1 protein-coding gene is annotated in these 1,230 nt (G+C 30.2%); it reads left to right on the plus strand.

Going from position 1 to position 1,230, the window contains the following annotated elements; translation table 11 throughout:
• Positions 1-377 precede the first annotated feature (377 nt).
• Positions 378-1,230: stage II sporulation protein P (spoIIP, locus tag COD11_RS24150; protein ID WP_098799453.1), on the plus strand; the 853-nt coding region annotated here is incomplete at its 3' end.

A 1,230-nucleotide genomic window follows, 5' to 3' on the forward strand; every position in this document is an offset into this window, starting at 1 on the left:
GTCTTTTGTCGACAATCTGAAAGAAATGTAGACAAAGGGTCTACATTTCTTTTTTTAGTATTTAAAGTTGTTTGAAATTGCAGTAGATTAAAGTTATGAAGGGTATTTTCCTAACCCCTTCATTTAATACATATTGTTTCTTTACTGAATATGTACTGGGACCAGTTAACCCAATTGCACAATTGCAATTAAAATGACTCCAAAGTGAGCAAGTATTAGAAAAAATATTCTGCTTTTCTTCCAAAAAAAGCCCCTTATTTAATGCATTTTTAAATATATCTTAATTTCTCAGCTTTATTTAATCATGTTATTAATATAAACATTATCTCTATTTAAACCGATAAATATAATAAATAACTACTAATTGAGGTATTATAGTGAGAAACTTAAGTGAAAAAGATTTAAAGCTTTTAATAGTTATTTCAGTTAGTTTATTGATAAGTTTATTAATTTACATACATTTCTTTCTTTTAAAAGATATGAATGATAAAGAAACTACTTTTGAAAAAAAGCAAGGTAATAATAGTGAAATTCCGAAAATGCATTTAACTGCTGGGACTACTTCAAAGATAATTAGTGCGTCTAAAGGTGAAGAGAAATTAATGGAAGTTAGTGGAAAAGAAATAGTCCCTAAGGAAGAAGCTCTTAATAATGATGGGGCCTTAGACCAATTAAAAATAAATGCACATTTAGATAATATTTTTAAAGAGCCAAGAGTGCCAATTATAGATAAAAACAAATTTCATAGCACATTCGGCAGAAAGGTTGTTTTTATTTACTCTTCTCATAATCGTGAATCCTTCTTACCTTATTTTAAAAAGGGCACAGCACCCGAGATGTCTTACCATTCAAAATTCAATGTAACCCTAGTTGGAGACCGCTTAGGAAATGTGTTGAAACAGAATGGAATAGGGAATAGAGTAAGTGACGTTGATATCATCAGTATTCTTGGGGAACGGGATTTGGATTTTGGAAGCTCATATCAATTGTCTAGAGAAATCGTGCTGAATGAGATGAAGTTTAATCCAGATTTAGAAATGAATTTTGATATTCATCGCGATTCATTGCCTAGAAATTTATCAACAACTACTATTAACGGGAATACCTATGCGAAGATTTCGTTTGTAATTGGAAGTTCACATGAAAACTACGAGGAGAATCTAAAATTCACTAATTCAATTAATGATATGATCGAAAAAAGTTACCCGGGTTTAGGTAGTGTCAAAAGAT

Origin of the sequence: Bacillus sp. AFS040349, assembly GCF_002577655.1 — a bacterium.
Classification (GTDB): Bacteria; Bacillota; Bacilli; order Bacillales; family Bacillaceae; genus Metabacillus.